Below are 25,519 nucleotides of genomic sequence, written 5' to 3' on the forward strand. Positions count from 1 at the left end.
GCTCGATGTGGACCAGACCGCGAAATTGACGTGCACCGCACCGCTCGGCGCTCTACGTTTCCGCCGTGACCCTGGACATCGTGACCCTGGCGGACCGCCCCGACCTCGCCCCGCTGCTCGACGAGGACTTCGACGGGGCGTGGCCGCAGTTCATGCTCTGGGATCCGATGGGCGCGGTGTACTACAACATCGCCCACGACCTGTATCCCGAGTTCGTGTTCGCCGCCGTCGACCCCGCCGACCCCGGACGCGCCGTCGCCCGGGCGTACGCGGTGCCGTTGCGCTGGACGGAGCCGGAGCTTCCGGACGGCGGCTGGGACCGGGTGATCCAGCGGGCCACCATCCAACGCCTCACCGGCGCCACCCCGAACATCGTCTCCGCCATCGAGATCTGCATCCGACCCGACCGGCGCGGGAGCGGGTTGTCCGGGTTGATGCTCACCGCCATGCGGGAGGCCGTCGGGAAACTGGGGTACGACACGCTGGTCGCGCCGGTCCGCCCGAGCGGCAAGCACACCCAGCCCGACCTGCCGATGACCGAGTACGTGACGCGGGTCCGCCCGGACGGCCTGCCGGTCGACCCGTGGCTGCGGGTACACGTCCGCGCCGGCGGACGGATCGAACGCGTCGCCCCGCGGTCGATGGCCATCACCGGGACGCTCGCCGACTGGCGCCGCTGGACCGGCCTGCCCTTCGACACCAGCGGACCGGTGCATGTGCCGGGGGCGCTCGTGCCGGTGCTCTGCGACGTGGCGCACGATCACGCCGTCTACGTCGAGCCCAACGTCTGGGTCCGGCACCGGCTGTAGCGACCACGACGGCACTCCACGCCGAGTCGCTCTTCCGCCATCTTCCTACGGCCGGATGTCCAGGGCGCCGATCAGGCCGTCCCGCATGGTGAAGCGGTGGCGCAGCCGGACGGGGCTGCCCGCAAAGGTGCCTGAGACGAGGGTGGTCACCACGAAGTTGCCGCCGGCCTCCTCCTCCACCGTTTCCGGTACGGCCTTGTAGTCGTACTCGGCGGCGGTCCGCTCGCGCCAGGCCCGGATCGCCGCCGGGCCGTCGTAGGTCCGCTCCTCGTCGGCGACGATCGCGTCGTCCGTGAAGCAGGAGACGAAGGCGTCGATGTCGTTTTCGCCGATCACCCGGTAGTAGCGGGCGACCACGTCGGGAAGGGTGACTGTCATATGGCTCTCCTCAGCGTCCCGCTGGATTCATCGGCCGCACGCTTACCCCGCCACGCCCGCCTCGCACCTCGGCCGCTCCGCGGGGCACCCGTCGCACGGAGCGCCGCCACGAGTCAGCAGCGCGAGAACAGCCGACCCGGCATCAGGTGGCCCGCATGGAGCGCGCCGCCGTGGGTAGCCGACAGGACATGGCTGGTTCTGTTGCGCATCTGCACGGCGGGCCACTCGATGGCACGACCCAGGAACTAGGCAATCCCGACGAAGTTGTGGAATTCACCCACCAGGGCCGGGACGGCACCTGGTACGTGGAGTACCGCAGGGATCGGCGCGCCGACAACGGCTGGCATTACGAAGCCACCGGCGGGATGGACAAGCAGGATGAAGAGTAAGCCGGTCACGATGGTCGCGTCGTGACCAGGTAGTCGTCCGCTTCGGGGCTCCACTGCAGATGCACGACGCCGCTGGTGGCGGCCGCCTTGCAGAACTGAAGGAAGCTGCGGTAGCCGAGCTTCTTCTCGCTGAAGTCCGGCCGCACCCGACGAAGCTGGTTCTTCAGGCCGGACAGCGGCACCTCGCCGTCGTCACCGGCCAGGTCCGTGACCACGCTGCGCAGGAGCCCGAACGCCACCTCCCGATCGCCATGCTCGGGCAGGGAGACCTCGGGGTCGCCCTTGGCGGGGCCCTCGGCCAGTTCGATGACGTTGTGCGCGGCGAGGTGGCGCAGGAGCTCACCGAAGGCGCGGAACCCGTAGTCCGACTCGCTGAAGGTCGGGTCCTTGCGGAGCAGGGTGCGCTTCAGCGTCGAGGCGGTCACCTCGCCGCTGGAGCTGCCTTGCAGGCCAGCCACGGTCTGGGCCACGAAGACGGCGAGCGTGTCGACGTCGCGTACCGGCTCCTCGACCTCCGGTTGGGGCTCCGGCTCCTGCTCCACCTGCTGCGGCTCGGGCGCCGGCTGCCGGGCCGGGCGGCCGCGCCGGCCGCGCGTCGGAGCGAGGTCGAGTCCCTCCAACCGGTCGTAGTAGAGGAACTCGTCGCAGGCGGGCGGGAGCAGTGCGGACGTGGACTTCTCGACTCCGACGCCGATGACGCGCTTGTTGAGCTCGCGAAGCTTGTGGACCAGCGGGGTGAAGTCGCTGTCGCCGGTGCAGATCACGAACGTCGAGATGTACTCGCGCTCGAAGGCCAGTTCCACCGCGTCGACGGCCATCTTGATGTCGGCCGCGTTCTTGCGCGACGCGCCCATGCGCTGCGGTATCTCGATGAGTTCGACGTGGGACCGGGTGAGCATCCGGCGGTCCTCGTCGAAGTAGGACCAGTCGGCGTACGCGCGACGCACCACCACCCGCCCCCGCTCGGCGAGGGCGTCGGCGACGGGGCGGAAGTCGAAGGCCATGCCGCCGAGGTGATCGCGTGCCCCCAACGCGAGGTTCTCGTAGTCGAGGAACAGGGCGATCCGGTCTTCGTGATCCACGCGAGCCACCCTACGCCCGGTCCGCCTCAGCCACCGAGGACTTCGCCCGCCCTGCGCGCCGTCAGGTGTGGTCCTCGGCGATCGAGTTGCCACCGTCGACGATGATCAGCTGCCCGGTGACGTAGCCGGCGTCCGGGGCGGCCAGGAACGCGACCACGGCCGCCACCTCCTCCGGCGTACCGGACCTGCCGACCGGCGTCCGCCGACCGGCCGCCAGCTCATGCTCGGTGGCGGAGCCGGTGGCGATCCATCCCGGCGCCACCGCATTGACGGTGACACCCCGCGACGCCGTCTCGACCGCCAGGGCCCGGGTGAGCCCGAGCATCGCCGCCTTGGCCGCGTGGTAGGCCGCGTCGTTCGGGTACGCCGACACCGGGCCGGAGGTGGAGGCGACGTTCACGATGCGCCCGTACCCGGCGTCGCGCATCGCCGGGAGGGCGGCGCGGCTGACGTAGAAGGCGGTGGAGACGTTGCGGTGCAGGCCGCGCTCCCACTGCTCGTCGCTCATCTCGGTGGTGGCGACCGGGCCCTCCGGGCTGGCGAGGGAGGTCATTCCGGCGTTGTTGACCAGGATGGTCACCGGGCCGTGGTCGGCGACCGCCGCCGCGACCAGGCCCGCGGCCTGGTCGGGGTCGGTGAGGTCGGCGACGCGGCCGGTGGCGGGAATGCCTTCGGCCTCGAGCTCGGCAGCCCGCAGGTGCACCCGCTCGGTGGTGGACGTCAGCGCGACGCGGGCGCCCAGCATCCCGAGCCGCCGCGCGCAGGCGAAGCCGATGCCGCTGCTGCTGCCGCTGCCGGTGACCAGCGCGACGTGTCCCGCCAGGGGCTGCGCGCCGCTCACGCCAGGAGTTCCGCGACGGCCGCCTCGAACACCTGGGAGTGGTGGTCCACGTCCGCGGCGGTCGTCGCGGGCGACATCAACGCCATGTTGTGGAACGGCGTGAGCAGCACCCCCCGGTTGGCCAGGTACAGGTGCAGGTAGTCCTCCAGGTCGGCGTCGGCCGCCCGCGCCGAGGAGGTCCCGTCGCGCGGCGCCGGGCGGACGAACCGGTACTCCGCACGAGCACCCAGCTGGCTGATCGACCACGGCAGGTCGTGCGCTTCGATGACCGTGGTGACCGCATCGGTGAAGCTCGTCGCGAGCTCCGTCATCTGCGCGAACGCGGAGTCGGTGAGCACGTGTTCGAGGGTGGCTCGCGCGGCGGCGACCGACAGCGCGTTGCCGGCCAGCGTCCCGCCCACGCCGCCCATGTCGACCAGGTCCAGGTCGTCGCGGCCGAGGATCGCGTCGGCCAGCTCGGCGGAGAGGCCGTACGCGCCGATGGGTACGCCGCCGCCGATGGCCTTGCCGATGGTGACGATGTCCGGCGCCAGCTCCCACGCGCTCGTGCAGCCACCCGGGCCGGCGGAGAAAGTGTGCGTCTCGTCGTTGATCAACAGGGTGCCGTGCTGACGGGTCAGCCGACGCACGGCCTCCAGGTAGCCCGGCTCGGGCAGCACGATGCCGATGTTGGTCAGCGCCGGCTCCATGAGGACGGCGGCGACGTCGCCGTGGGCGAGTTGCCGCTCCAGCCCCTCGACGTCGTTGAACTCCGCCACCCGGCTGGTCAGCGTCACGTCGCACGGTGCGCCGACGTTGCCCGGCCGGCTGGCCCCCTCGCCGTCCTCCCCCACCACGATGAGCGACTCGTCCACGCTGCCGTGGTAGCAGTAGCTGTTGACGAGGATCTTCGGCCGGCCGGTGACCGCGCGCGCCAACCGGATCGCCCACCGGTTGGCGTCGGTGGCGGTCAGCGAAAAGCTCCACCTGGGCAGACCGAACCGGCGGGTCAGCTCGGCGCCCACCCACTCGGCGTCCTCGGTCGGCATCATCGCCGTCGCTCCGCCGAGGGTGGCCAGCCGCCGGGTCACCGCCTCCGTCACCGCGGCCGGGCTGTGTCCCGCCATGGCGCCGGTGTCGCCCAGGCACAGGTCGACGTAGCCGTGGCCGTCGAGGTCCACCACGTGGCTGCCGCGTGCGGAGTCCAGGTACAGCGGGAAGCCGGCGGCCTGCTTGTTCATCCAGGTCATCGGCACCCGACCGAACAGGTGCTCGGCCCGCGCGTACGCCGCCGCCGACCGCGGATTCCGTCGGACATAGCTGTCGCGCTCGCGTACCAACAGGGAGGTGAGCCGGCGGCGGTCCATGGGTCCTCCAGGAGACGAGGTGGAGACGGCGAGCGGGGTCGCCGGAATCTAGCGCACTGTCAGCGGCGCTGACAATGGCATTGACATGAAGTCGCTGCCGCCGTGGCCAGGTATGGGTCGCGAGCGGCGGTGTGATCTGCTGACACCTGCAGGACCACGACGAGGAGGACGGTCTCCGATGGCGAAGCAGGCCAAGACCGAACCCGGGACCTCCCCGGAGCCAACGTCCGGGCCCACTCGCTCGTCAGGGGCGAGGAGACGGGCGACGCTCTCGCGCGAGGTCATCCTGAACGCGGCCATGCGACTGGCCGACAGCGAGGGGACGTCCGTCCTGACGCTCACCCGCCTCGGGCGTGCGCTCGGGGCCGACCCCACCGCGCTCTACCGGCATTTCCGCAACAAGGACGAGCTCCTGCTCGCCATGGGCGACCAGCTCATGGCCGACGCGGTCGCCGGGATCGAGCCGGGCACGAGCTGGTTGGACACCCTCCGCAGCGCCGCCTGGTCCATGCGGCGGGCCTACCTGGCGCGTCCTGCGCTCGGGGCCCAGTCGGCAGCACGCTTCACCGGCGGTGCGGCCGAGATGCGGCTCGTCGACACGATCACCGCCGAGTTGACGAAGGCGGGACTTGAACCGGACGCCGCCGCCCGTCACTGCCGGGCCTTCGCCGAGGTCGTCCTCGGGCACATCGGCATCACCGCGGCCCTGCTCAGCCTCTCCCCTGAGCAACAGGAGCTGGACGTCGCGATCGGCCTGCGAGTCTACGGCACCCGGCACCTCGGGAAGCAGTCGCCGGGTCTTCCCCAGGTGGCCACCGCCCTCGAGGACGAGAACGAGGTGTTCCGGACGGTCCTGGAGACCTACCTCGAAGGGTTACGTGCCACCGTTTCCGCGGCGCGGGGCCACTGAGGAGGTTCCGCCGAGACGTCCCGCCAGCCGTGCACCTCAGCCAGCAACGCGGCCATCACCTGGTCGTGGAGCCGTCCCTGGTCGGCCTCGGTGGTCGCGAAAGCGATATCAAAGAAGTCCGCGCCCGCCAGTTTCCTCGCCTGCTCGACGTCGGCGGTGCTCAGGTAGCCGTCGCGGGTGGGCGCTGCGATGTGGCGCATGCCGATGCGCGTCTCCTCGGGCAGCACGGTTCCCGCGTGCACGATCGCCCCGGCACCGATCCGGCTCCGGTCACCGACGGCCGCACCCTGCAGCACGATCGCACCGGTGGCCAGGTAACAGTGCCGCCCGACCGCACAGCCGGTGAGTGCGGAGAGTGGAGAGACCAGAGTGCGGGTGCCGATGCGGACGGGAAAGGCGGGCCGGCCGCGCCCACCCACCGCGCGGATCACGCTTCCCGCGAAGACGATCGCCTCGGCGGCGATCTCGACGGGAGGCCCGCCGCTCTCGATGACGACGCCGTGGTCGACATAGGCACCGCCGCCGATCGTCACGTCACCGATGACGGCCGCCGTCTCGGCGATCGTGGCGGTGGCGTGGATGTCGGGACTCACGCCGTTCCGGGTGATCAGCACGGATGGCGCCTCTCGTCGGCGCGGCTCAACGGCACCGCCGGCCCGGTCACGGTCCGTGAGGCACGGGCTGCGCCAGGGCTTGGACCTCCGTCGGCAGTTGCGCCATCGCGTCCTGGAACTCGTCGGGCCCGACCACGCGGTGCAGGGTCTGCAGGACGGCCCCGGCGCCCCGCTCGGCGACGGCTTCCTCCACCCCCGCGCGGTCCGCCACCCGCCGGAGGAATTCGTCGTACGCGAACACCTCCGGCTCCTCCGGCCGGGCCCTGGCCAGGAGGGGGCGTAGCTCGTGGGCGACGTGGTCCGCCAGGTCCGCCGCCTGGCCGCCGCTGATCCGCTCCGCGAGCGTGCGCAGGGTGGCCTCGGTCAGGGACTGCGCCGTCTGCGCCGAGACGCCGGCCCGTGCGGCCACCTTCTCGAAGAACCCAAGCTCAGCCATGCCTGCCCGTCCTTCCTGTCGCGGAGACAGCGTGGCTACCCGGAGCCACCGGCCACAAACGAGAACCGTTCGGGTAGGGGTGCGTTTGTCCGCGTTGGGCGCGGGGACTCGCGCGACGAAGCACCCACACGGGGAGGAGCAGCTGATGAAGATCCACGACCCGTCCAGCCAGGCGATGCAGAAGGACTACGAGGTTTCCGACATCGAGCGCCTGATGGGCAAGCGGGACTGGAAGAACTACGACGAAGTGATCAAGTGGCTGCAGAAGGAGGGTGACGAGGACCGACGGTTCACCCCCGGCGAGGTGCAGCACATGATCGACGACTTCTCCCGGGCCCGGGACAAGAAGATGGACTTCGTCCGTGATCCGGAGCAGCTCCACCAGAAGCTCAAGAGCAGCCGGTAGGGGCGTTGTCCGGTCCGCCGTCGAGAGGTCGGGTCGCGCTGGAGAATCCGGCGCGGCCCGGTACGCACATCCACGACCAGGACCATCGAATCGGTCGAGAGCCAGGGGGCGTAGGGCATGCGGCAAAGCGTCACGGTGGAGCCGGAGATCACCGGCCGCGAGTCGGTGGGACTGGCCGATGTGGTGTGGGAGAACGCGCAGCGGTACCCGGACACGGTGCAGTTCCTGCGGCCGGACCCGGACCGCCGGTCGTGGCCGACGCACCGGCCCGGGCCCGGTGACACGTCCGCGGTGACCTGCCGGGAGTTCCGTGACGACGTGCTGACGGTGGCGCGCGGCCTGATCGCGGCAGGGGTGGAGCCGGGAGCCCGGGTGGCGCTGATGAGCCGGACCCGGTACGAGTGGACGCTGGTCGACTACGCGCTCTGGTCGATCGGGGCGGTGACCGTGCCCGTGTACGACACGTCGAGCGCCGAGCAGCTGGCCTGGATCCTCGCCGACTCGGGCGCGGTGGCCTGCGTGGTGGAGACGGCCGATCACGCCGCGATGCTGGCCGGCTTACGGGACGGGCTGCCGGCACTGGGCCAGGTCTGGCAGATCGACTCCGGCGACCTGATCCGGCTGGCGGAGCAGGGCCGGACCGTCGATGACGAGCGGATGGACGCCCGACGTGGCGCGGTGTCGGAGCGGGACACGGCGACGATCGTCTACACCAGCGGGACGACGGGCCGACCGAAAGGCTGCGTGCTGACGCACCGCAACATCTTCCTCGACGTCGGCAATGCGACGGCGGCGTTGCCGGAGTTGTTCAATCCTGGCGCCCTGACGGTGCTGTTCCTGCCGTTGGCGCACGCGTTCGCCCGGATGATCCAGATAGGCGTGGTGCTGAAACGAGCGACGATGGTGCACAGCGCCAGCATGGGCGGCGTCCTGGACCAGCTGCGCCGGTACCGGCCGACGTTCATCCTCGCCGTGCCCCGGGTGTTCGAGCGGGTGTACAACCGGGCCCGGCAGAAGGCCGTCGACGAGCACCAGGGGTGGCTGTTCACCGCCGCGGACCGGGTGGCGGTGCGGTACAGCCGGGCGCTGGACACCCCGTCCGGCCCGGGACCGGTCCTCCGGCTGCTGCGGCGCGGCTTCGACCTGCTGGTCTACCGGAAGCTGCGGGCGGCGTTCGGCGGGCGATGCCGCATCGCGATCGTCGGCGGCGCCCCGCTCGGTGAGCGGCTCGGGCACTTTCTCCGCGGGGCCGGCCTGACTCCGCTCGAGGGGTACGGGCTGACCGAAACCTCTCCGGCGCTGGCGGCGAACCGGCCGTCCGCGATGCGGATCGGCACGGTCGGCCGGCCGCTACCCGGCGTGGAGATCGCCATCAGCGACGACGGGGAGGTCCTCGTCCGGAGCGACGTGGTGTTCCAGGGCTACTGGAACAACCCGGACGCCACCCGCGAGACGTTCACCGCCGACGGCTGGTTCCGCACCGGCGACCTCGGCAACCTCGACTCCGACGGTTATCTGACAATCACCGGACGCACCAAGGAGATCATGGTGACGGCGGCGGGCAAGAACGTCGCTCCCGAACCGATCGAGGATCGGGTGCGCGCGCACCCGCTGGTCAGCCAGTGCATGCTCGTCGGTGACCGCAGGCCGTACATCGCCGCGCTGATCACCATCGACCCGCAGGCCTGGTCCCGCTGGCGAACCGCGCACGGTCACCCGGACGCCTCGGTGGCCGAGCTGCGCGACGATCCCACCCTGCACGGCGACGTCCAAGCCGCGATCGGCGAGGCCAACAGGTCGGTTTCCAAGGCGGAGGCGATCAAGACGTTCCGCATCCTGCCCGACGACTTCACCGAGGCCGGCGGCGAACTCACCCCCACCTTGAAGATCAAACGCGAGGTCGTGCAGCGACGCCGCACCGCCGAGATCGACGCCCTCTACATCGGTCACTAGATCGAAAATCGCTGCCCGCAGGTCGGCCGTAAGACCGGCAAATACGGAGATATGCCGATCCATCTTTTGTTGCCCCAGGACAATTAACAGACGTGCGGGGGCCGTCCCCTACGGCCTGGGAGCGCTCCGCGCCTTCCAGTGGAGATCACCTCAAACCACCCACCCGGTTGCCCGGGGCAAATTGCACGCGAAGACCTATTCCGTCGGGACGTATCGAGCACTACCTTCTGATCAGCCCGAATACCGCGGGCCTCCCACCTCCCAGGAGGCATCCCCATGGCCTTGCTGCTCACCAAGCGCAGGCGGGTCGCGGCGGTGACCGCCACCGTGGTCGCCGCCGCAGCGGTTACAACCGCCGGCCTGCTCTACAACATGGACGACAACGAGCCGCACTACCGCGGCTATCTCGAAAGAATAGGTGGCGAGGAAGAGGAGGAGGGGCACGGCGTCGAAGGCATCGTCGGCGACCCCGAGTCCGAGTCCTCGGAAATCCTCAGCTCGATCACCTCCGTGGCCAACGCGCGCCTGGCGCCCTACGGTTCCGTCGCCGCCGGCCAGCTCTCCTCCAGCCTCGGCGACTTCCGGTCCCTCGCCTCGAACGGCAGCACCTGGTCCGAGGTGACGAACCTGCCGTACGACGCGGACGACCCGAACTACCGCGACCCGAACTTCTCCAACTCCTCCGGCGGCGCCGGTTACGTCGCCGGTCGGGTGACCGGCCTCGCCGCCGGCGGCGGCTACCTCTTCGCGGGCGGCGCCAACGGCGGCGTCTTCCGCAAGAAGCTGAACAACCTCGACGACCCGGCGGACGACGGCAAGTGGCAGGCGATCTCCGACAGCATCCTCTCGCTGTCCACCGGCGACCTGGAGTACCACGACGGCGCCCTCTGGTACGCGACCGGTGAGGCCAACACCGGCGCGACCTCGTACGTCGGCGCGGGCGTGTTCCGCAACTCGCGGGCGGCCAGCTCGGACCTGGCCACGGCGCAGTTCACGGACACCGACCGGCTCGGCGGCACCGAGCTGGAGAGCCGTGGCATCAACAAGGTCCGCTTCGACGACGTGACGCACTGGGCGTACGCGGGCACCACCCGCGGCCTGTGGCGCTACCCGCTGGACAAGAGCAACAAGCCGGTGGCGGGCAGGACGTGGACCAACGTGTTCATGCCGAACCCCACCGCGGACAGCAACATCAGCCAGCCGTACAAGAACATCGTCAACGACGTCGCCATCGACGACGCCGGCGGTGTCCTGGCCAACGCCGCCTGGCGCAATGGGGACGCCAGCTACAACGGGTTCTACTACAGCGCCACCGGCGCCCCGAACACCTTCACCCAGGTCAACCCGCAGGGCGCCCTCGGCTACCAGCAGGTCGGCAACACCGAGTTCGCGTGGGGCACCGACGCGGCGGGCAAGAAGAGCGTCCTGTACGCCGTGGTCGAGTCGCCGACGAAGCTCAGCCACTCCCCCATGACCGTGCTCTACGGCGTCTTCAAGTCGGCCAGCGGCACCCTCGCCGGGCCGTGGACACAGATCGCGGACAGCGGCAAGCTGCAGGCCTCCGGCTCGGCGCTGAGCGGCGCCAACGGCCTCTACTACCGGCCGGGCGTGCAGGCCTGGTACAACAACTTCATCCTGGCCGAGCCCGGGCACCCGGATCACGTCTGGCTGGGACTCGAGGAGGTCTACGAGACCACCAACGGTGGGTCGAACTGGACCACCCCGGGCCCCTACTGGAACTTCGGTCTGAAGTGCTGGGCGATCTCCGACGCGGAGAACACCTGCCCGCAGACGACCCACTCCGACCAGCACTCGGTCATCACGTACGGCAACCGGGTCTACGTCGGCAACGACGGCGGCGTGAAGTCGCGGCCGGTCAACGGGACGTTGGACAGCCTCGGGCACGCGAAGGACTGGGCGAACCACTCTCAGGGCCTGGGCACCCTGCAGTACTACTCGGTCGGCGTCGGCGTCGACCCGCAGCGGGGCGGCTACGCGATCTCCGGCGGCCTGCAGGACAACGGCGGCTCGCTGCTGCGCGGCGACCGCAAGGACAACCAGGGCAACGCCGAGATGGTGTCCCCGTTCGGCGGCGACGGCGGCGACATCATCGTCGACTCGAAGAACGGGTGCCACATCCTCGACGAGTACGTCTACCTCGAGCTGTGGATGACCACGACCTGCGGTCAGACCGACGGGTCGAAGAACGCCGTCATCGACCTGGCCGTACCGGACGCCAACCCGCGCTTCACCGCGCCGTTCCGGCCCGTCCGGGGCTCGGAGAACACCGGTGACCACGCCAGCGAGCGCTGGGTCGCCGGCGGCAACTCGATCTGGACCCACGACCTCGGGTTCTCCACCACGGAGGAGCAGGCCGAGTCGCTGGCCAACCACGGCTGGACCAAGCGGGCCACGCTGGGCTCGACCGGCCGGATGGTGGTCGGGCTCGACGCGGTGGCCGACCCGACCGCGAAGCAGGACGCCACGAAGGACGTCGTCGTCGCGGCCTGGTGCGGCGAGAGCAACTGCAACAGCGGCGGCTTCACCCGCGGCGTGCAGACCAACTTCGGCGGCAGCTGGCACGAGCTGGACTTGACCGGGCTGCCCTCGCGGTACCCGAGCGCCGTCCACATCGACAGCGTCTCCGGCAACGCCGCCACGGTCTACCTGGTGTTCAACGGCTACAACCGCCGCTTCATCGAGGGCCCCGGCGCGCAGCAGGACCACGTGTGGAAGGGCGTCCTCACCAAGGACGGCAAGGTGACCTGGACCAACGAGTCCGCCGGCACGCCGGACGTACCCGGCACCGACGTCGTGCGCTACGGCAGCAAGCTGGTGGTCGGGACCGACTACGGCGTCATGGTCGGCACGATCGACAGCGCCGGTGCGGTGAGTGACTGGAAGCGGATCGGCGGCGTCTCCGGCACCACCGGCGCCCTGCCGCTGACGACGGTGTTCGACTTGACGGTCGGCGCGGACGGCTACCTCTACGCGGCCACCCACGGCCGCGGCATCTGGAAGACGCCGCTCAGCCTGCTGTAGCGGGGCGGCGTGAGAACGGTGGCCGGGCGCAGACGAGCGCCCGGCCACCGGCATTGACGCGTACGCCGAGGCGGGCGGGCCGAACGTGGCGGCAATCAGGGCGTCCGGCGACCTGACTCACCCGGCGGGTTGGCCGTCAGATCTCGGCTACCCCACCCGTTGACCAGAATTCCTCGGCCTTCGCGGTAGAACTTTGACGAGGAGCAGCGCCAGGGCGAAGGCCTGGATGCCGGCCACGGTGAGGATGACGGCGGTGATCGAGTAGTCGTAGAGGGCACCGGTGAGCAGCCCCCCGACGAGGGTTGCCCCGCCCAGACCGGCGGCGAAGATACCGTAAGCGGTGCCTCGCCGAGCAGCGGGGACGATGTCGGCGATGGCCGCCCGCATGGTGGATTCCTGGATGCCGAGCACAGCGCCCCAGGCCAGGACCCCGGCGACCGCGACTGCCGAGGTGGTGAAGGCAGCCAGCGGGATCAGGGTGGTCAGAACGGGTACGGCGGCCAGGACCCGGAAGCCGGCCCGGTCGTACAGGTATCCGGAGGCCAGCGCGGCGACCGCGTCGATGGCCATCGCACCGGCGTACACCACAGGGACCACCGCCGCCGGTACGACGTGCCGTGTGGCGAGGTGGAAGCTGAGCACCCCGAAGGTGGCGTAGCCGGCCGTGGTCAGCACCGTGAACGCCAGGTAGGTCCAGAACACGCGGGGTAGCCGGCCGGCCGGTGGGGCGGGCGCTGCACCGGGTCGAGGGCCGGGTTCGAAGCGACGCGGGTCGGGCACACCGGCGCGCAGCCACAGCAGCAGGAGCATCGTCGCCACAGCGGGTACGGCCAGGGCGAGGAATGCGGGCCGGTAGTTGTAGCCGGTGGCGGCCAGTACGGCGGCGACCAGCAGCGGCCCGGCAACGCCGCCGGCCTGGTCGAGCGCCTCGTGGACGGCGAAGCCCTTGCCTCGGCCTACGGCCGCAGCGGCGTGGGAGAGCATGACATCCCTCGCCGGGCCGCGGATCGCCTTGCCGGCACGCTCCGCGATGAACAGCGCCGCAGCGAGCCACAGCGCGGTGGTCAGCCCGAGCGCGGGGACGGCGACGATGGTCACGGCGTAGCCGACCAGGACGAGCGGCCAGTAGGCCCGGGTACGGTCGGCGAGCGGCCCGGTGGCCAGCCGCCCGGTCAGGGCGAACGCCTCCCCGGCGCCGGTGACCAGCCCGACGAGGGTCGCGGATGCGCCGAGGGTGGCCAGGTAGGGGCCGATGACTGACCGGGCACCCTCGTACACCACGTCCGACAGCAGGCTGACCACACCGAAGGCGGTCACGAACCGCCACGGCGTCCACCTGATGGTGAGCGCGGTGGTTTTCACCTGTGCAGTCTGGCCTAATGGCAAGCTGGTCGGGCGTGGATCAGACCAGCAGGCCCAACGAACCGCCCGCGGTGCGCGCGCATATCGGCCCCGCCACCCCGGCGGCGGACGGATCCACCGCGTCGCCCCCGTCGATGTCGGCAAACGGGGGTCAAGCGGTACCGGAGGCGGTGGTGGACGGGCTGGAACTGGCGATCTTGATCGGTCTGCAGGGGTCGGGCAAGACGACGTTCCGCCGGCGCATGTTGGCCGACAGCCACGTGGTGGTGAGCAAGGACGCGTTCCCGAACGCCCGCCATCGTCAGCGCCGTCAGATGCGTCTGGTCAACGAGGCCCTGGCCGCAAGGCATTGCGTCGTGGTGGACAACACCAACCCGTCACCTCAGGAGTGGCAACCGCTGATCGAGGCTGCCCACGCCCACGGCGCGATGACGGTCGGGTACTGGTTCCCGCCCGATCTGCCGGCGGCGCTCGACCGCAACGCCGCTCGTGCGGATCGGGACCGGGTGCCGGACGTTGGGCTGTATGACACGCTCAAGCGGCTGCGACGCCCTCGCCAGGCCGACGGATTCGACCGGCTGTACGAAGTCCGGCTCGACGGCAGGGGCGGGTTCCAGGTAGAGCCCATGGAAGGGTGAAAGTGGTGGACGTCAAGGAGTTCGAGGCCCGGCAACGGGCCCGAGAGTACTTCCACTCGTTGAGCGTGCTACCAGGTGCCTGGACGGTGATCCGGGTCGACGGGCGGGGCTTCTCCCGGCTCACCGAGCAGCGTTTCGACAAGCCGTTCGATGCCCGGTTCTGCGACCTCATGGTGGTCACCGCCCAGGCGCTGCTGACAGAACTGGGTGGCCGCTACGCCTACACCGAGAGCGACGAGATCTCGGTGTTGCTCGATCCTGCCTCCGACCTGTTCGGCCGCGGCGTGGAGAAGCTCGTGTCGATTTCGGCAGGCGTCGCCTCCGCGGCGTTCACCCATGCGGCCACCGAGCCGGCTCACTTCGACGCCCGCCTCTGGGTCGGGGTCGGGGTCGAGGATGTCGCCGACTACTTCTCCTGGCGGCAGTCCGACGCAACCCGCAGCGCGCTCAACGGCTGGTGTTACTGGACTCTCCGAAAGGACGGCCAGTCGCCTCGGCAGGCCAACCGCACGCTGGACGGAGCCGGTACGTCGGACAAGAACGAGCTGTTGTACCGCCACGGCATCAACTTCAACGACCTGCCCACCTGGCAGCGGCCGGCATCGGACTGTGGTGGGAAACCTACGAACACCAGGGCTTCGATCCCGTACGCGCCACCCCCGTCACCACCACCCGCCGCCGGATGAAAACCGAACGCGAGCTACCGATGAAGGACGCCTACCGGCAGCTCATCACCGCCGTCGCCACAAGCCGAAACTAAACGCATCGGCAGCAGACCCCGACATGCTCGGACCTGTGCGAGAACTCGAGAGGCCGACATCTCCATCCGGTCGATCACGGATCGCATCGGGGGCACGAACCGGGCGGCATCGCTCGGTGCAGCGGCACGGTGATGTGGATGTCCGGCCGCTACGACGGCGTCGTCTACGCCATCGACACCCGCGACGGTCACCTGATCCGGAAGATCGCGGTGGGTACCGAGCCGCACGGCCTGCTGGTCTGGCCGCAGCCCGGTCGCTACTCACTCCGCCATACCGGGACCATGCGCTGAGCACCACGTCCGACCAGCGCTCACCGGCCCACGACTACGATCGGGCAGCTCCGCGTTACCGTCCGCCGTCTGCCACATTGGGCCCAGGTGGGTCCGGCCGCACGGCCGAGGGTCACACGCCGGCGGCGGTGACGATCGCGTCGGTGGCGAAACCGAGCAGCAGCCCGGCCAGCAGACCCCAGGTGAAGATGTGCTTGGGGCCCATTCGGCGACCGACGGCGAGCAGCTCGATGACCACGTACAGGATCGACCCGGCGGCCAGCGCCAGGAACGCGACGCTGATGAGGTCGTTGGTGAATTGCTGCCCGATCAGTGTTCCCAGGAAGGTAGGCCCGCCACCGATCAGGCCGAGCGCAGCCAGGTAGCCCCAGGACGGGCGTGTGCCCGCAGCAGCCAGGGGCGCCACGATGCCGAAGCCTTCGGTGGCATTGTGCAACCCGAACCCGATGATCAGCAGCACGGCCAGGGCGATCTCCCCCTGGGCAGCCGAGTTGCCGATGGCCAGTCCCTCGGCGAAGTTGTGTAACCCGATGCCGACCGCGATCAGCAGGGCGAGCTGCCGGGCAGGGCTGCCCCAGGCCCCCCGATCCGCACCAGCAGCTACGGGCGCGAGAGCGGTGGCGCCGCGTTCGGCGGCCGGGGCGGCGTCACCCGCGCCGACGCTGACAGCCACCGGCGGGCTCACCACAGCAGCCACCGGGGGGCTCATTCGCGCACGGCGGCCAGCCATCCACCGGTCGAAGTACACCAGCCCGAGCAGCCCGACCGCGAGACCACCGCCCAGTACCACCCCGTCGACGACAGCCGAGCCGTAGGCCTGCTTGCCGACCGCCTCGTCGAGGGGCTCCCACGCGTGCGTGAGGACGTCCCACAGCAGGAACAGCAGGATGCCGATGGCTGTGGCGTTGAGCAGCGCCCGCATCCGCGGCGCTGGGCTGCGCAGCCGTCCGATGGGCAGGCCGAGAAAGATGGTGAACCCGGCGATGGCACCGAGCAGGGCAATCTGGGACGCGGACACGGGCTCACTCCGACGACGGGAATACAGACGAGTGTTAGGTTAGCCTTGCTATACCCGTGGAACAAGTCCGGCCTTTAGCATGGCACCGTCCGCTCGCAGCTCAAGCTGGGGGGACCCTCCCAGGTACCGGCACCACCGACGGTGAAGGTGCGTCGGCGCTCGGCGAACCCGAGCACGAGGTTGGACCGGGCCCGGGCCGGCGGGAGCTGCCACCATGGCGGCGCCCACCGACCTTGGCCGGATACTCCGAGAACAGCCTGCGGCTGCCTGGTCACCGCTGCAGGGCAGGACTCCTTCCGTCCGTCGGCACCGCCGGCGACGTGTCCCGCTTTGTGATGCTCAGGTAGACGACCAGTGCCAGGATCGTCGCCAGGAACAGGACGCTGGTCACGACCGTGCCCAGACCGAGACCCCCGTCGTCCTGGGCCTGGGACAGGTAGTCGCCCAACGACGCGCCGAGCGGGCGGGTCAGGACGTAGGCGATCCAGAAGGCCGGGATCGCGCCCAGCCAGGACCGGGAGTACACCGCCGCCACCAGAGCAATCAGAGCGCCGAAGATGAGCCCGGACCGCCAATAGCCCAGATCCATGCTTTCCGCCAGCAGATCCCCCGCGGCCGTACCGAGGGCGAACGTGAACAGGATCGCCGCCCAGTAGAACCCCTCCCGCCGGGAGGTGACGATCGTGTGGATCGACAAGGTGCGCTCGCTGCGGTACCAGGCCATGAACGTCGCCGCGAGCGCCACGGCGAAGACGGCCGTGGTGACCTCCAACGGCACGCCGAGGTTGTCCACCAGGTTGTCGGTGATCAGCGTGCCCACGATGCTGATCAACACGACCGCCAGCCAGTAGACCCAAGGAACGTACCGGTCGGCTCTGAACTGCACGACGAGCACGACGGCCAGCACAACGACCATCGCCACCGTCGTGCCAGTCAGACCGAGGTGCAGATTGACATTGAGGAAGTCCGCCGCCGTCTCCCCCACCGTGGTCGCCAGGACCTTGATGACCCAGAAGTAGAAGGTGACCTCAGGCACCTTGTTCAACATCTGTCGAACCTGCGGCACCGAGGCATACTGATTGTCGATCTTCATCCCGGGAGGCTCGCAGAACGGACCTGAAGCGTGGCTGAGAAACTTGCTACCTCATAAATGGGTCAATTGTGAACGGCGCGCCGGCTACGCGCTGGTGAGCTGAGGCTAACCCCACCGAAGCCCACTCCTCTGCTGAAGTCTTGCCGTGCCTCTTTATCAGCTCGCTCTCAGGTCGCATCGTCGATCATGTGAGCCACGTTGCGTCGCGGGCGACCGACCGAGGGAGGTGGCTGTTGGCGGCCGTCCGTCGGAGCCGCACCGCTACATACTGGAGTAAGCGGAAGGTGACGGAGTGGGCGTACGGTTCAGTGTGGTCATCCCCTGCTTCAACGAAGCCGACTACATCGCTGCGACAATCGCATCGCTACAAGCCCAACAGGTCGTGGACGGCTGCGAGATCATCGTCGTGGACAACAACTGCACCGACGCCACGGCCGCGATAGCCCAGAGCCTCGGGGCTACTGTGGTGACGGAGCGCGAGCGCGGCGTCTGCGCGGCCCGACAGCGCGGCGCCCAGGCCAGCGGCGGCGAGATCATCGTATCGGCGGACGCCGACACCACCTATGACCCGGACTGGCTGGACAAGATCCACCATGCGTTCGCCGCGGACGACCGGGTGGTGGCGGTGGTCGGCCCGTGCCGGTACAAGGACGGTCCGCACTGGGGACGGCTGTACGCCCGGCTGCTGTTCGCGCTCGTCGGCCTGGCCTACCGGCTGACCGGGCGGGTGTTCTACGTGACCGCGACGAACATCGCCATGCGCCGGGACCACTTTCCCGGTTACGACACGAACCTGACGCAGGGTGGCGACGAGTTGGACCTGCTGCGCAGGCTACGCCGTCAGGGTCGCGTGGTGTTTGACCGAAGCAATCCCAGCCACAGCTCCGGGCGGCGGCTGACCCGCGGCCTGGTCTACAACATGTTCGTCACGCTGCTCGTGCACTATCTGCTGGCGTACCTGTTGAACCGGTTGTTCGGCCGCCGCGTCCTCGGATCCGCACCCGCCTTCCGTACCAGCCGCCGCGCCGGGACGCGCCATTGGCGCATCATCGGCAGCGTCGCGGCCGCAGCGCTACTGGCGATTCCCTCCGCCGCGCAAGCCGGGAGGGTGTCCGACACCTATCACTCGTTCCTGCGGCACATCCGGGCGAGCGCAGGCCAGGACGGGCACCGATGAGGTGGCTCGCCGGCGGGCTGCTCCTCGTCGCCATCATCCTCGCCGGCTACTGGGCATTCCTGTCTCCCTACTGCCAACTGTTCGGCCGTTACCCCTACCGGGGAGCCTCGACGAAGCGGGTCGTCGCACTGACCTTCGATGACGGCCCCAACGAGCCGTACACCTCCCAGATCCTCGACTACCTCGACAGCCGGCATGTCCGCGCCACGTTCTTCCAGGTAGGCAGCTGCGTGGAGCGGCACCCCGCCACGACCAGACGGATGATTACCGCCGGCCACGTCGTGGGTAACCACTCACTGACTCACAGCTTCAGCAGCTACCTTCGTCCGGGCCGCTACAAAAGAGAGGTCCACCGGACGCAGGAGGTCCTTCGCCAGTACGTCGGCCGCGCACCCGCGCTGGCCCGCTCCCCCTGGCTGTGGCGGCATCCCCCGCTGCTGCGGATGCTGCGAGCAGCGGCATTGCAGCCAGTGTCCGGCGTGTTCTGCCACGCCCTCGAGGTACTGCAGATCGACGCGGCGGCGATCGCCCGCAAAGCGATCGCGAAGACCAGGCCCGGCACCATCCTGATCTTCCACGACGGATTCGATGCCAGGGGCGGCAACCGCAGCCAGACTGTCGAGGCGGTCAAGCTGACCACCGAGGCGTTACTGGCCAGCGGCTTTCATTTCGTCACCGTCGATGAGCTGCTCGACGTGCCCGCCTACCAACCCGACGTGGGCCATTGACGGGACCGCTCAGTCACGGATCGTCGCCTTATCGGACGCCTGGGCGGCGTGCCGCCGGGACCGGAGCAGTTGGATGCCGATCGGTACCACGGAGACCAGGACGATGCCGAGCAGGATGAACTCGATGTTGGACTTGACGAAGGCGATCTGGCCGAGGAAGTAGCCCAGCACGGTGACGCCGATGCCCCAGAGCGCCCCGCCGAGCATGTTGTAGATCAGGAACGTCCGGTAGTGCATCCGGCTGACCCCGGCGATGATCGGGGTGAACGTCCGCACGATCGGCACGAACCGTGCCAGCACGATCGAACGGGCCCCGTACCTGGCGAAGAAGTCGTTCGTCCGCTGCACGTTCTCCTGCTTGAACAACCGCGAGTTCGGCCGCCGGAACAAGCTCGGGCCGACCCGCTTGCCGAACAAGTAGCCCACCTGGTCCCCGGCGATCGCGGCGACGGCCACCAGCAGGCAGACCAACCACAGCGGCTGCTGCAGGTAGCGGCCGTCGGCGACGAGCAGCCCGGCGGTGAACAGCAGCGAGTCACCGGGGAGGAAGAAACCGATCAGCAGGCCGGACTCGGCGAAGACGATGGCGAGGATACCGATCAACCCGAACGTGGAGATCAACCACTCCGGATTGAGGAAACTGGGACCCACCGCCGGCAGGGCCAGAGACGTCGACACGAGGGGGACCTCCGAATAGGCGCGGCGGAAAGCCTGCGGGGAGCGGGCGGACGAGGGATGCGGTCACCGGCTGCCGACAGCGATGCCCGACCCGCGACGGTGGCTTCGCCGGTCGAACGCGCGCCCGCCGAACGCGGCGATCAGCACGGCTACCGCGCCGATGACTACGCCGGCGACAATGTCGGCCGGATAGTGCACACCTGTCCATACCCGGGCGAATCCGATGACGGTGGCCAGCACCGACAGCGCTACCCCCCAGCGCCAGGACAGAAACACCCCGATCGCGAAGGCCACCGCGAAGGCGGCTGTGGCGTGGTCGCTGGGCAGCGACGCGCCCGCGTCGTGCGGGATCAGCTGGTGCACTCGATGGGTCTGGAACGGGCGGACTTCGGTGCTGGCGGCGGCGACCAACTGCCCGATTGCGAACGCCAGGGCAAGGGACACCACGACGCATACGACGGGCGACCGCCCGCGTGATTTCAGGCCGAGCAGCAGCGGGACGACCGTCAGGCCGCCCAGGACGTAGATCAGCCAGACCGCCAACCACTCCATCACGTCATCCACCGAATCATTGCGTCCGGCGGCGGCGTTGACGAGCTGGAACAGGTGGTAGTTCATGACTCGTCCGACTCCATCGCTGACCCGGCTTCCCCGACCGGCTGATCCCAGCCTGCCCGCTCTCGCCTGAGAGGAGGCTGAAAGGGCGACCGGCCGGGCAGCCGGCACGCGGGCATCCTCCCGGTTCAGCCGGTCGGTCGCCCGTCAGCGGCCAGCGGCAGCCGGACCTGGACCGTCATCCCGGGCCCAGGCAGCACCCGGACGGTCCCGCCGTGCGCCGCGACGATCTCCCGGGTGATCGACAGTCCCAGGCCGCTCCCGCCGTCGGCGCGTGCTCGGCTGTCGTCGAGCCGGACGAACCGCTCAAAGATCCGCTCCCGCTCCACCTCGGGGACTCCCGGCCCGTCGTTGGTGACGTCGAGACAGCCCCACCCGTCGTCGGCGAAGACCCGCAGGACGACTTCCCGCCGCGCGTGGTGAGCGGCGTTGTCAGCGAGGTTGCGCAGCGCCCGCCCGAGGTCGTGCGCGTCGCCGGTCACCCGTACCGGGGCAAGCTGGGCCTGCACCGTCAGGTCCGGCCGGCGGGCGGCGAGCCGGTCCCGCTCGGTGTAGGCCAGGTCGTCCAGGTCGACGTCCTCACGGCGCAGGGCGGGGCCGTGCTCGTCGATCCGGGCGAGCAGCAGGAGATCGGAGATCAGACGGCCCAGCCGTTGCGACTCCAGCCGCATCAGCCGGACCAGATCATCGTTGGCGTCCGGCAGCGGCACGAGCGCCAGCCGGTCCAGGCCGGCCTGCAGGGTGGCCAGTGGGCTGCGTAGTTCGTGGCTGGCGTCGGCGACGAACCGCCGCTGACCCGCCGCCGCGGTCTCCAGGCGGTCGAGCATGGAATTCATCGTCTCCGCCAGTGCCGCCACCTCGTCGTGCGCCGCCGGCACCGGCACCCGGGCGTGCAGGTCACGGGCGGTGATGCCGGCGACCCGGCTTCGAATCGCTTCCACTGCGTGCAACGACCGGCCGACGAACAGGAAGACCGCCCCACCAACCACGAGCAGCATCGGCGGCAACCCGACGACCAGGATCGCGGCGACAACCTCGGTGCTCTCGTTCACCGGCCGCAGGGACTGGGCCAGCAGCACAGTTCGGGTACCCGACCGGGTGCCCACACCTACGGCCACCACCCGGAAAGGGTCTTCATCGGCGAACGGCAGCGTCCGCTGTTCCCGCAGCACCTGACCGGCGGCGGGGCGCAGCGGCGACAGCGGTGCAGCGCCCCCGAGCACCGCCGACGCCGCCTCTACCCGACCGGACGGCGCCAGGACCTGCGCCAGGGTCTGCTCCCCTGGGCTGGGCTTCAGCGTCTGGGCGATGTCGTCCCGGTCGCCGCCGGCCACCGCCGTGGCCACCTCCCCAGCGCGCTGCCTCGCCGCCGCGTCCACGTTGCCGACCAGGTTTGCACGGGCCAGGTAGATGAAGGCGGCCGCGCCGACCCCGAAGGCCACCGCCACCACCACCGAGGCGGCCAGCGCCGAGCGCAGCCGCACGCCCAGCCGGCGGCGGAGCCACCGGACGGGTTCCCGGAGCGGACGGGGTATGGCAGCCATTCCCGCAGCGTAGGTTCCCCAGGGCTGAGAAGACCCTGAGAGCTGCCTAACAGCGCTCGTCCGCCCCGGCGGCGTTGCCCGCCGGCGGTGCGCTGCTACCCGCCGTCGGCCGCCAGCCGGTAGCCCATCCCCCGCTCCGTCTGGATGGCGGTCCGGCCGAACGGTTGGTCGATCTTGCGGCGTAGGTATCCGACGTACACCTCGACGATGTTGGGGTCACCTTCGAAGTGGGCGTCCCAGACGTTCTCGATGATCTGCGTCTTGGACACCACGTCCCCGCGGTGCCGCATCAGGAACTCCAGCAACGCGAACTCCCGCGCGGTCACCCGGACCGGCTGCCCGGCCCGGGAGACCTGCCGCCGGGCCGGGTCGACGGCCAGGTCGCCGGCGGTCAGCACCACCGGCCGCACCGGCGCGCCCCGGCGGACCAGGGCGCGGAGCCGGGCCACCAGCACCACAAACGAGAACGGCTTGATCAGATAGTCGTCGGCGCCGAGGTCGAAGGCATCGGCCTGGTCGTACTCGCCTTCCTTGGCGGTCAACATCAGTACCGGCGTCCAGACTCCCCGGGACCGCAACTGCCGGCACACCTCGTAGCCGTTGAGACCGGGCAGCATGATATCGAGCACCACCACGTCATAGGGGTTCTCGGTGGCCGCCCACAGGCCGTCGGTCCCGGTGTGCTGCACGTCGACGGCGAAACCCTCGTCGGTCAGGCCGGCCCGGATCACCTCCGCCAGAGCGGTCTCGTCCTCCACGACCAGCACCCGCACTCCGCTCCCACCTTCCCGCCCACGGACACTCACGTCCCCGGCCGGGTTCGCGCCACCTCCCATCATGACGCGATGCTGGGAGGTGAGACGGCGTTCCGCCTGGCGTGACGCCTGTCACCCCTGCGGTACGGGACTCGTCTCGTCCGACAGCACGGCCCGCTGCGGCGCGTCCGGGCACAGCGGACCCCGTCCACGGATCCAGGCTAAGAGTCCCCGGGCACGAGCCGCACCTCGGAACGCGGCTCGTTCCGACGGAGCGGAACGCCGTTGCGCTGCCAGTTCCAGATCGGCGCGAGCCCCGGCTCCGCTGACAGCACGACGACGAGCAGCCGCAGCTGGTCCTCCGGCAGCGGCAGTCGCCTGACACCGTCTGGTGCCCGGAAGCGCCGCCGCAGCGGCCCCGGACCAGGCGCCTGGCCGTCCCCGGCGGAGAAGACCTTGAGCAGGTCGGTGGCGGTGCGGATGCCGGCCCGACGGAGCCGCACCCGGGCCGCGGCGCCGCCGTCGGCGGCGCCGGCTCCGTCGCTTCGGCGTTCCCGTCGAACCTCCCGGCGTTCCGCCTGCTCGAGGTGGATCAGCAGGAACGCCTGGTCGACCCAGTCCACGAGGCGGCCGGTCGGGACCCGGGTGTGCAGGATGACGTCGACCAGGTTCATCGTCGTCAGGTTCTGCATGTCCTCGACCCCCTCCTCGACCAGCCGCGCCTCGTACCAGAGGTTGAGCCCGTCGAGCTGGTCGAGCGGGTAGTCCGGGGCGACGGTCGGAACGGCGTGCCGCAGCACCCGCGACGCCAGCCGCTCCAGGAACTGCAGTCCGACCAGGGGGAAGAACCCGACCACGAAGGCGACCGCCATCTCGGCGCCCTGGGCGAGCGTCGCCGTCGCGCCGACGACCTGGTGCACGACCGTGACGACCAGGAGCACCAGGACGACCCGGAGCACGGCGCTGGCGTACGCGCTGGGGCGCAGGTCGCTCTGGAAGTACCGGCGCAGCAGCATCCCGGTGACGAAGGCGTACGCGCCGAGGAAGGCGTACTTCAGCACGTCCCAGGGCCCGGCCGGGGCGACGACGAAGCGGGTGTCCCAGAGCACGGCCGCCCAGCCGGTGGCGAACATCGCCGTCGCGAGGAAGATCGGGAACAGGGACTCGCTGCTGACGAGGTAGTCGTCGGTCTCCTCGTCGGGGGCGGCGCGCATCGCCGCCCGCGGCACCTGGCGGCCGTAGTAGGACTCGAACTTCTGCCGGTAGATGTTGTCCGTCCTTAGCGGCTGCCCGCCCGACGCGTCGGCGTCGATCAGCAGCTCGGGGAGGCGTCGGCGGTTGTCCCAGCCGAGCCGGTGCAGGTTGAGCACGTACTCGTTCCACAGCACCTTGGCGCGCATGCCGAGGAACCGCACGTACAGCCAGCCGGGCAGGAACGACAGGCACCAGAGCACGAAGAGCTTCAGCGCCGCGACGCCCCACTGCGGCGGCGAACCGCCCCGCTCCGCCTGGACGCCGACCGTCAGGGCCGCGACCGCGACGGCCAGCAGGATGACGACGTTCATCCAGAGGCCGACGGCCTTACGTCGCAACCAGACCCGGGTACGTTCGCCGGTCAGCCAGCCGATGAACCCGGGCCGGGCCAACCGCTGCGTCAGGGTGGTCATCTGCGCTCCTCAGGGCACGGCCGACCGGTCGACGGCGGTGCGCGCCACCCGCGGGTCGGACAGGTACTCGGCGATGCTGTGCGCCCGGTCCTTGGCGTTGTCGGTGATCACGTCGGTCACGTCAGTGCCCCAGGTGCCGTGCAGGGGACAGCCGATCGCCACCGCGTCGGCGGGGCACCACGCGTTCACCCAGGTGTGGACCCGGTCGGGGCGACGGGGTCCGCCGGCGAGGAGGCGCTTGTAGACGGCGTCCATGCCGAGCGGGCTGCCCGCGGTGACCAGGGTGTCGACGGCGAGCGTGTCGGGTAGCCGGGTGAGCAGGTCCAGGGCGACGACCGTGCCGAGGCTGTGGCTGACCAGCACCATCCGGCCGTCGGACGGCAGGCAGCCGAGCACCGCGTCGAGCACGCGGTCGCGGACGGCCGGCCGGTCGAGGTACGCGGCCACGTCGGCGAAGACGGCGGCGATGATCGCCTCGTCCAGGCCGCTGCGGTTCGCCAGCCAGCTCAACGGCCGGTGCAGCCGGCCCACCACGGAGTCGAGAAGGCCCTCCTGCCCGCTGGGCAGCGCCAGGCCCGGAGGCGCCCCGAGTGCCGCCGGGTCCGCGGGCAGGGCGGGGAGGCCGGGCGGCATGCCGGCCCGCTCCGCCGCCTCGCACACCAGTTCCTCGTACAGCGGCGCGGTGGACGGATCGGCGAGCGCCTCCCGCCCGTCCGCCGCCCGCTGCAGCTCGTCGGCGTAGAAGGGGAACCAGACGTCCGCGGCGTCGACGGGGCTCAGGCCACCCGCGCCCAGTCCCGCCGCCAGGCCCGCGGCCCAGCCCGCCCGCAACCGCTGCGGATCCCGACCCACCTGGCCGCGGCCGTGCAGGAAGACCAGATGGGCGTCTCCGGCGAGCGCCGGCCGGCGCGCTCGCAGGCCGCCCGCGCCCGCCACGCCGGCCCGCTCCCCCGGCCCGGCGCCTCGGGGACCGACGACGGTCACCCC

25 protein-coding genes and 1 pseudogene are annotated in these 25,519 nt (G+C 70.3%); 11 read left to right on the plus strand and 15 right to left on the minus strand.

Annotated elements, in window-relative coordinates; all coding sequences use genetic code 11:
- Positions 1-65 precede the first annotated feature (65 nt).
- Positions 66-809, plus strand: coding sequence for an N-acetyltransferase (locus DKL51_RS02865; RefSeq protein ID WP_165823066.1), 744 nt, complete (start codon positions 66-68; stop codon positions 807-809).
- Positions 810-854: 45 nt separating this feature from the next.
- Here DKL51_RS02865 and DKL51_RS02870 read toward each other — a convergent pair whose 3' ends face one another.
- Entirely contained in the window at positions 855-1,187 is a 333-nt protein-coding gene (locus DKL51_RS02870; RefSeq protein ID WP_109943768.1) for a nuclear transport factor 2 family protein, read from the minus strand.
- A 155-nt stretch (positions 1,188-1,342) separates the two neighbouring features.
- Between DKL51_RS02870 and DKL51_RS02875 the strand changes: the two genes are divergently transcribed.
- Positions 1,343-1,576 (plus strand): hypothetical protein, encoded by a 234-nt coding sequence (locus DKL51_RS02875; RefSeq protein ID WP_123827013.1) that lies wholly within the window; start codon positions 1,343-1,345, stop codon positions 1,574-1,576.
- Between the two features lie 5 nt (positions 1,577-1,581).
- Here DKL51_RS02875 and DKL51_RS02880 read toward each other — a convergent pair whose 3' ends face one another.
- The 3 genes from DKL51_RS02880 to DKL51_RS36090 all read right to left on the minus strand — a co-directional run bounded on the left by DKL51_RS02880 (position 1,582) and on the right by DKL51_RS36090 (position 4,845).
- The gene (locus DKL51_RS02880) at positions 1,582-2,658 is read right to left on the minus strand and encodes a PIN domain-containing protein (RefSeq protein WP_109943767.1); all 1,077 of its coding nucleotides are present in this window, start codon (positions 2,656-2,658) and stop codon (positions 1,582-1,584) included.
- A gap of 61 nt (positions 2,659-2,719) precedes the next feature.
- Positions 2,720-3,499 (minus strand): SDR family NAD(P)-dependent oxidoreductase, encoded by a 780-nt coding sequence (locus tag DKL51_RS02885; RefSeq protein WP_243422287.1) that lies wholly within the window; start codon positions 3,497-3,499, stop codon positions 2,720-2,722.
- Complete coding sequence (locus DKL51_RS36090; RefSeq protein ID WP_243422286.1) at positions 3,496-4,845, minus strand: transaminase; 1,350 nt, start codon at positions 4,843-4,845, stop codon at positions 3,496-3,498. The genes DKL51_RS02885 and DKL51_RS36090 overlap by 4 nt, the downstream gene beginning before the upstream one ends.
- 178 nt (positions 4,846-5,023) lie before the next feature.
- Here DKL51_RS36090 and DKL51_RS02890 point away from each other — a divergent pair, with 178 nt between their 5' ends.
- Entirely contained in the window at positions 5,024-5,755 is a 732-nt protein-coding gene (locus DKL51_RS02890; protein ID WP_260428352.1) for a TetR/AcrR family transcriptional regulator, read from the plus strand.
- Here the strand turns inward: DKL51_RS02890 and DKL51_RS02895 are convergent.
- Together DKL51_RS02895 and DKL51_RS02900 are read right to left on the minus strand one after the other, a co-directional pair.
- A complete protein-coding gene (locus DKL51_RS02895; RefSeq protein ID WP_109943764.1) occupies positions 5,707-6,369 on the minus strand; it encodes a gamma carbonic anhydrase family protein in 663 nt (220 codons plus the stop codon). The two genes, DKL51_RS02890 and DKL51_RS02895, sit on opposite strands and share 49 nt — an antisense overlap.
- A gap of 46 nt (positions 6,370-6,415) precedes the next feature.
- Positions 6,416-6,805, minus strand: a complete 390-nt coding sequence (locus DKL51_RS02900; RefSeq protein ID WP_109943763.1) for a DUF2267 domain-containing protein — start codon at positions 6,803-6,805, stop codon at positions 6,416-6,418.
- A 145-nt stretch (positions 6,806-6,950) separates the two neighbouring features.
- Here DKL51_RS02900 and DKL51_RS02905 point away from each other — a divergent pair, with 145 nt between their 5' ends.
- From DKL51_RS02905 to DKL51_RS02915, 3 genes are all read left to right on the plus strand, one after another.
- Positions 6,951-7,211: a hypothetical protein gene (locus DKL51_RS02905; RefSeq protein WP_109943762.1), complete on the plus strand. Its 261-nt coding sequence runs from the start codon at positions 6,951-6,953 to the stop codon at positions 7,209-7,211.
- Positions 7,212-7,328: 117 nt separating this feature from the next.
- Positions 7,329-9,164: an AMP-dependent synthetase/ligase gene (locus DKL51_RS02910; protein ID WP_109943761.1), complete on the plus strand. Its 1,836-nt coding sequence runs from the start codon at positions 7,329-7,331 to the stop codon at positions 9,162-9,164.
- 276 nt (positions 9,165-9,440) lie between these two features.
- A complete protein-coding gene (locus tag DKL51_RS02915) occupies positions 9,441-12,206 on the plus strand; it encodes a glycosyl hydrolase (RefSeq protein WP_109943760.1) in 2,766 nt (921 codons plus the stop codon).
- A gap of 147 nt (positions 12,207-12,353) precedes the next feature.
- On the opposite strand, the gene DKL51_RS02920 is transcribed toward DKL51_RS02915, so the two are convergent.
- Complete coding sequence (locus DKL51_RS02920) at positions 12,354-13,568, minus strand: MFS transporter (RefSeq protein WP_243422284.1); 1,215 nt, start codon at positions 13,566-13,568, stop codon at positions 12,354-12,356.
- A gap of 35 nt (positions 13,569-13,603) precedes the next feature.
- Here DKL51_RS02920 and DKL51_RS02925 point away from each other — a divergent pair, with 35 nt between their 5' ends.
- The 3 genes from DKL51_RS02925 to DKL51_RS34685 all read left to right on the plus strand — a co-directional run bounded on the left by DKL51_RS02925 (position 13,604) and on the right by DKL51_RS34685 (position 15,257).
- Positions 13,604-14,206, plus strand: a complete 603-nt coding sequence (locus DKL51_RS02925) for an ATP-binding protein (protein ID WP_207783773.1) — start codon at positions 13,604-13,606, stop codon at positions 14,204-14,206.
- 5 nt (positions 14,207-14,211) lie between these two features.
- Positions 14,212-14,892, plus strand: coding sequence for a tRNA(His) guanylyltransferase Thg1 family protein (locus DKL51_RS02930; protein WP_221623120.1), 681 nt, complete (start codon positions 14,212-14,214; stop codon positions 14,890-14,892).
- Between the two features lie 212 nt (positions 14,893-15,104).
- Positions 15,105-15,257, plus strand: coding sequence for a hypothetical protein (locus tag DKL51_RS34685; RefSeq protein WP_165823063.1), 153 nt, complete (start codon positions 15,105-15,107; stop codon positions 15,255-15,257).
- Between the two features lie 112 nt (positions 15,258-15,369).
- Here the strand turns inward: DKL51_RS34685 and DKL51_RS02935 are convergent, their stop codons facing one another.
- Entirely contained in the window at positions 15,370-16,275 is a 906-nt protein-coding gene (locus tag DKL51_RS02935) for a ZIP family metal transporter (RefSeq protein ID WP_109943758.1), read from the minus strand.
- A 271-nt stretch (positions 16,276-16,546) separates the two neighbouring features.
- Positions 16,547-17,368: a COG4705 family protein gene (locus DKL51_RS02940; protein ID WP_207783772.1), complete on the minus strand. Its 822-nt coding sequence runs from the start codon at positions 17,366-17,368 to the stop codon at positions 16,547-16,549.
- A gap of 292 nt (positions 17,369-17,660) precedes the next feature.
- Here DKL51_RS02940 and DKL51_RS02945 point away from each other — a divergent pair, with 292 nt between their 5' ends.
- Complete coding sequence (locus DKL51_RS02945; protein ID WP_109943757.1) at positions 17,661-18,545, plus strand: glycosyltransferase family 2 protein; 885 nt, start codon at positions 17,661-17,663, stop codon at positions 18,543-18,545.
- Complete coding sequence (locus DKL51_RS02950; protein WP_109943756.1) at positions 18,542-19,273, plus strand: polysaccharide deacetylase family protein; 732 nt, start codon at positions 18,542-18,544, stop codon at positions 19,271-19,273. Before DKL51_RS02945 ends, DKL51_RS02950 begins: the two co-directional genes overlap by 4 nt.
- Positions 19,274-19,282: 9 nt before the next feature.
- Here the strand turns inward: DKL51_RS02950 and DKL51_RS02955 are convergent, their stop codons facing one another.
- From DKL51_RS02955 to DKL51_RS02980, 6 genes and pseudogenes are all read right to left on the minus strand, one after another.
- Positions 19,283-19,951, minus strand: a complete 669-nt coding sequence (locus tag DKL51_RS02955; protein ID WP_207783771.1) for a DedA family protein — start codon at positions 19,949-19,951, stop codon at positions 19,283-19,285.
- Between the two features lie 63 nt (positions 19,952-20,014).
- Positions 20,015-20,569 (minus strand): phosphatase PAP2 family protein, encoded by a 555-nt coding sequence (locus DKL51_RS02960; protein WP_109943755.1) that lies wholly within the window; start codon positions 20,567-20,569, stop codon positions 20,015-20,017.
- Between the two features lie 125 nt (positions 20,570-20,694).
- Positions 20,695-22,110 (minus strand): sensor histidine kinase, encoded by a 1,416-nt coding sequence (locus DKL51_RS02965; protein ID WP_109943754.1) that lies wholly within the window; start codon positions 22,108-22,110, stop codon positions 20,695-20,697.
- Positions 22,111-22,205: 95 nt separating this feature from the next.
- Entirely contained in the window at positions 22,206-22,883 is a 678-nt protein-coding gene (locus DKL51_RS02970; RefSeq protein WP_109943753.1) for a response regulator transcription factor, read from the minus strand.
- A 203-nt stretch (positions 22,884-23,086) separates the two neighbouring features.
- Positions 23,087-24,532, minus strand: a complete 1,446-nt coding sequence (locus DKL51_RS02975) for a hypothetical protein (protein ID WP_109943752.1) — start codon at positions 24,530-24,532, stop codon at positions 23,087-23,089.
- Positions 24,533-24,541: 9 nt separating this feature from the next.
- Positions 24,542-25,519, minus strand: a pseudogene (locus DKL51_RS02980) (serine protease); the annotation flags it as partial.

The organism is Micromonospora globispora (assembly GCF_003857015.1).
GTDB classification, from domain to species: domain Bacteria; phylum Actinomycetota; class Actinomycetes; order Mycobacteriales; family Micromonosporaceae; genus Micromonospora; species Micromonospora globispora.